At 37.5% G+C, this 5,498-nt stretch carries 4 protein-coding genes and 1 tRNA gene; 4 read left to right on the top strand and 1 reads right to left on the bottom strand.

Annotated elements, in window-relative coordinates:
* Positions 1-424: 424 nt before the first annotated feature.
* Positions 425-2,251 (top strand): protein kinase domain-containing protein, encoded by a 1,827-nt coding sequence (locus tag ACP6PM_RS29575; RefSeq protein ID WP_426590458.1) that lies wholly within the window; start codon positions 425-427, stop codon positions 2,249-2,251.
* A gap of 99 nt (positions 2,252-2,350) precedes the next feature.
* Positions 2,351-2,424, top strand: a tRNA-Val gene (locus ACP6PM_RS29580).
* Between the two features lie 583 nt (positions 2,425-3,007).
* Here the strand turns inward: ACP6PM_RS29580 and cofG are convergent.
* Entirely contained in the window at positions 3,008-3,967 is a 960-nt protein-coding gene (gene cofG / locus ACP6PM_RS29585; RefSeq protein ID WP_426590459.1) for a 7,8-didemethyl-8-hydroxy-5-deazariboflavin synthase subunit CofG, read from the bottom strand.
* Positions 3,968-4,232: 265 nt separating this feature from the next.
* Here cofG and ACP6PM_RS29590 point away from each other — a divergent pair, with 265 nt between their 5' ends.
* Positions 4,233-4,766 carry an FkbM family methyltransferase gene (locus tag ACP6PM_RS29590; protein WP_426590460.1) on the top strand — a complete coding sequence of 178 codons (534 nt, stop codon included), beginning with the start codon at positions 4,233-4,235 and terminating at the stop codon, positions 4,764-4,766.
* A gap of 72 nt (positions 4,767-4,838) precedes the next feature.
* Positions 4,839-5,057 (top strand): hypothetical protein, encoded by a 219-nt coding sequence (locus tag ACP6PM_RS29595; RefSeq protein WP_426590461.1) that lies wholly within the window; start codon positions 4,839-4,841, stop codon positions 5,055-5,057.
* The last annotated feature ends 441 nt before the right edge of the window (positions 5,058-5,498 follow it).

A 5,498-nucleotide genomic window follows, 5' to 3' on the forward strand; every position in this document is an offset into this window, starting at 1 on the left:
CCCAGGAGGGGAAGTCAGGAGGAATGGGGAATTTAGAGGAGGTAGGAGGAAGAATTATCCCTTGATTTTTCTGCAATTATTCTGCCCAAAATCGTAACTTTTTGACCTTCCTAGAACGAAAACCTTGTACTTTTTAAAGACCTAAAAAGGCACTTACCTTTATCTGGAAATGCTTTTAGATAGTTTCAGCAAGCCCTAATTATTAATGATTGGGTAAATTTTTGCTACAAATATTTGGACTGTTTCTAGTAGTCAATAGTCAGTAGTCAGCTATAAATAGCTCTCTTATTATCATTTTTTACCCTGAAACAATTCTATTTGAGCAGGCTATTTTCAGCTTTCAATCATTTGATTTGACCAAATTATTCAAGACACACTCTTTTTTCAAAATGGTATAATAGCCAATATTTCACCCGAAAAACTTATGAGTTATTGCTATAACCCCACCTGCCAAAAACCCCAAAACCCAGACAAAAATAAATTCTGCCAAAGTTGCGGAGCAAAACTCATCCTCAGAGAACATTACCGCCTCCTAAAACCAATCGGAATTGGCACATTTAGCCGAACATTCTTAGCAGTTGATGAAGATATTCCCTCAAAACCTATCTCTGTAATTAAACAATTTTTACCCATAGCTATTTCCGGCAAAAATGCAGCACAAAATCTCAATGAAATAGAAAAAGCATCAACATCATTTCATAGAGAAGCATTACAATTAGACAAACTCGGAAAACACCCCCAAATTCCTAGTTTGTTAGCCTATTTTATTGTCTCATCTTATCAATACTTAGTTCAAGAATATATAGAAGGAAAAAATTTAGCTCAAGAGTTAAAAGAACAGGGAACATTTGACGAACAAAAAATTAGAAAATTTCTTAGAGAAATACTGCAAGTTTTGCAGTTTATACACAAAAATCAAGTCATTCATCGCGATATTAAACCAGAAAATATTATTCGTCGTGGTACTGATGAAAGCGGGTATGACTGGGGCGGAAATTTATGTTTAGTCGGTTTCGGTGCTGCCAAAGCTATTTCCACTAATGCCAATGTCAAAACAGCTACAGTCATCGGTTCCCCAGAATATACAGCTCCAGAACAATTAATGGGTAAACCCGTATTTGCTAGCGATATCTATAGTTTGGGTGTTGTTTGTATTCAGTTAATGACTCAACTAAACCCTTTCGACCTGCGTCACGGTGAAGAGTGGTTATGGCAACAACATTTACCTAGACCTGTGAGTACATCCTTGAGTAATATCATTAATAAAATGCTTCAAGTTTCTTTGTCGCAACGTTATCGTTCAGTAGAAGAAGTTTTGCAAGATTTAATGCAAACCGTAGGAAATTCTTGGGAAGCATTGGAAAGTTTAGAAAGTCATGTTGATAAAGTGAGAACTGTAGCATTTGGTATTGATGGTCAAACTCTGGTGAGTGGGGGTGAAGATAATAGTATTAAAGTCTGGACTCTGGGAACTGGTAGCGCTCCTCAGACTTTAGGAGGTTGGATGTTCAGTCATTCAGGATGGGTGCAGGCGATCGCTTTGAGTCCGGATGGTCAAACTTTGGTGAGTGGTAGTAATGACGGTACGGTAAAAGTTTGGAATTTGGGTACAGGAAAGTTGGTGCGAACTTTGGGAAATTGGTTTGGTCAAGACTGGGGTGCTGTGCAGGCGATCGCTATTAGTCAAGACGGTCAGATATTGTCAAGTAGTCACGGTGATAAGACGGTAAAGGTTTGGTATCTCGGTAGTGGGAAAATGAGAGGTTTTTTGAAAGGTCATACTGCATGGGTGGAGTCGATTGCTATTAGTCCTGATGGAAAAGTGTTAGCGAGTGGGAGTGGGGATAAGACGATCAAGTTATGGAATTTGGAGACAGGGAAGTTGTTGTTGACCTTGACTGGTCATAGTGATGTAGTGCGGAGTGTGGCGATCTCTCCGGATGGTCAGATATTAGCAAGTGGTAGTAGTGACAATACTGTGAAGTTGTGGCAATTAGCAACGGGAGATTTATTAGGAGAATTGCAGCATCCCGATGGAGTGAATGGGGTGGCGATGAGTCCGGATGGTTTGATGTTGGCAAGTGGGTGTCGGAATGCGAACTTGTATTTATGGAATCCTTATACAATGGAGGAAGTAGGAATATTGAGTCAACAGGGGGTAGTGAATGCGGTAACATTTAGTGTAGATGGTCAGATATTAGCGACGGGTTGTGGGGATGGGACTGTGGGTGTGTGGCGGAGGGTGAGTTAATTAATAATGGATAATGGATAATCGATAATGAAGAATATATAAAAATTTTTTTTAGGGGTTGCAAGTTTAAGAAGGCTGTGTTAGTATAATTAAATATTTGGACGTATAGCTCAGTTGGTTAGAGCGCCACGTTGACATCGTGGAGGTCACAGATTCGAGTTCTGTTACGTCCATTATTCTCAAACCTATATATGAATAGTTTGATCATTTGGGTGGACTACAATAGGGATGTTCCATGAAATGTCTCTACAAGGTTTTAACCTACATTCCGCATTTCAAAACGTAGCATAAAAATAAGGAGTTAGGAGTTAGGAGTTAGGAGTTAGGAGTTAGGAGTTAGGAGTCAGGAGTAAATAATTAACCATAAATATAGCACTACGCAAATAGGGCGCGGACATTTCTAAATCCTGAAACCTTTTGATAGTCAACTGTTCCCAGTTAAGTGTTCCCTATTCCCGATTCAAGTAGCGCTATACTTAATATTTTTATGAGAATTTGACTCAGGAGAAAGGTGAATAAAGAGGATCTATATAGTATAAATATTTAGCCAGTTACTGATTTTTATACTACTTTTAAGGCGTTGGTAATTGCTAAGATGATTTTCTACTAGAGTTGATACCCATCACTTGCTCTGGTTAGATATTTAGAGGTATTAAAAACAGATTTTTCTTAAAGTTTCATCTCTTGATTTACCAACGCCACTTTTAATATTACAACTTGACGTGCGGAATATGAGTTTTAATTAAATAAAGATTATCAATCTACTGACAATCTCATACGCCATTTACTAACAGTATTTTTTAAATTTATTGGCAACCAATCATCATATTTATAATATACTGGCAATCTTTTAATTAACTGCCATCCTCCAGACTTCAAAATTTTTGCTAAAGCTTGATAGTGGAGGTGAGGATAATCAGGATTAACTTCATCATAAGGTCCGATACCTCCTAAGTCTCGCGCTCCAGTTTCTAAACAAGCTAATAATATTTCTGGTTTTGTAACTAAATTAGGAGGAATTTGTAGGGTAATAGTTGATGGTAAAATTTGACTAGCAATCGCTACAACTTCTGGCAATAAATTAATCTCGAAAGCTTCACCATTCCATGTTTCTTGATTACCAGGACTATAGGGTTGTAGAATAACTTCTTGAATATGACCCCATCTTTTATGCACATCAGCGATCGCTTCTAATGTTTCTTTCCAGTCAGTTACAGTTTCTCCAATTCCTAACAATAAACCAGTAGTAAAAGGTATTCTTAATTCCCCTGCCCATTCTAATTGTTGTAACCGTAAATGTGGTATTTTACTCGGAGCATTTCTATGGACTGTTTGTAGTAATTTAGGCGTTATTTGCTCCAACATTAGTCCCATTGACACATTTACCTGTTTCAACTTCTTCATTTCTGCCCTACTAAGTGGCCCTACATTGGTATGAGGCAAAAATCCTAAAGATAGGGCTAGTCTACATAAGTCATAGATTAGTTGAAACCAAGCTTGTCTGTATTGGCTGTTGGGATGTACTTCACCACTTAAAATCAAAACTTCTATTATACCTTGATTTTTGAGGGATAATAGTTTTTTTTCTGCTTCTGATAGACTCAGCCAAGAAATTTTGCCAGGTTCTGAGCGAAAATTACAATAGCTACAATGATTAAAGCATTCATAAGTAGGAACTACTGTATAAGCAGGACTATATGTAACAATTCTAGACATGGGTGAAGCATTAAATTCAATTACTTACAGAATTTTTCAAAGCTGAGTCAGCTATCTTCAGCTATATTATATGTTTTCAGTTTCCCTATTCTTTATTCGCTGTGGCCAAAAACCAAAATTTTCTAACTCACCTATTGGTTAAGGAAGTTTCTCCGTATGAGTACCCAGGCAATCTTGACCAGACTTTAGCGACAGATGGCAATGTGCGTCACCTCAATGCACTGTTTGTTCGAGCCGTTTGTCCAAATACCACCATAAAATTACCATGCGTGTAGAAGTTTGTTGCCAACCTCTGCTTGCCGATTTACTACCGACTATTGATCCCCAACGTTCTGGAAAGTGTTTAGATGTGGGGGTTGGGACGTTTGCTTTCTATTGCCAACTATTTGCCGAGTTGGGCTTTGAGACCATTGCTGTTGAACCGTTGCCTGTGAAAAAGTTAAAGCGGTTAAGTGACTATTCCCAACTAAAACTCTTGCCAATGTGTCTCTCAGATCGAGACGGGGAACAAACCCTCTATTTAGGAACGTTTGCAGGTTTATTTAATAGTAACTTTAGTTCCCTTTCTCCACAATGGTTTGGGGCTTCTAGAAATCAATTTGTGGTGTCAACTCTCACCCTCCAGACATTAATCAAACAGGAAGCGATCGCTGCCATTACCTGTTTAAAACTGGATATTGAAGGCTGGGAATGGCAGGTATTGCAACAACTGAGTTACCTATCTCCGGATTTACTCCCCAAGGTCGTAATGTTTGAGTACGGTGGCGGGGTAAATAGGAGGCAAAAGCAAAAGGGTTAGTCTCCAGAGTTTTTTACTAAAACCCTAAAATGTTTGGAGGTTCTCAAGACTTGCGGTTATACCCATAGCCTGATGCTAGATTTTGCCCCCAACACCAAAGAATTACATTTCGATCTCAGTGGTATTCCATCCCAGAAATTTGAAAGCCTTTTTGCCCAAAAGTCCATTTATGGCAATATTATCAGTTTTCTTGATTATTGCCCTCACCCAAAGACAATTGCTCAAATATGTGCCCCATATTATAGTCTCACAGTTATAGAACGTTTAATTAATGGGCTAGTTTCCCGTTAATTTCCTGAAGTTTGATCGTTTATTCCCTTCTAAGAAAAAGCCTATCATTTTCAGGCCGGATAGAATATCAAATTATAACCATTTGGTATTTAATATCAAATCCGGTTGAATACTTATTATATGGTTGGGGGAGATGGGGAGATGGGGAGATGGTTCTATTCAATATTGAAGTAATTTATAGAATTATCAACATATATAGAATTATCAACATATATAGAATTATCAACATATATAGAATTATCAACATATATTATATAACCGGATTCTATATAATTAAAAAATTTCTTTTCAGTTTTTAAGGATACTTTACTTTTTGTAATTTTGTGTGGTGAACAATTAAAATAAGCCCTACTTATTAATCAGATTTGATACCTTATGACACAAACCCCTTTACAAACCGAAATAAACTAGCTAAAGTATTAATAACGGTCAAGGAACACA

The organism is Dapis brunnea BLCC-M229, assembly GCF_050015995.1.
GTDB lineage: Bacteria > Cyanobacteriota > Cyanobacteriia > Cyanobacteriales > Microcoleaceae > Trichodesmium.

Bases quoted from the DNA above. Each gene is read 5' to 3' on its own strand.
- ACP6PM_RS29575 (WP_426590458.1), top strand. From the start codon at position 425: ATGAGTTATTGCTATAACCCCACCTGCCAAAAACCCCAAAACCCAGAC.
- cofG (WP_426590459.1), bottom strand. From the start codon at position 3,967: ATGTCTAGAATTGTTACATATAGTCCTGCTTATACAGTAGTTCCTACT.
- ACP6PM_RS29590 (WP_426590460.1), top strand. From the start codon at position 4,233: ATGCGTGTAGAAGTTTGTTGCCAACCTCTGCTTGCCGATTTACTACCG.
- ACP6PM_RS29595 (WP_426590461.1), top strand. From the start codon at position 4,839: ATGCTAGATTTTGCCCCCAACACCAAAGAATTACATTTCGATCTCAGT.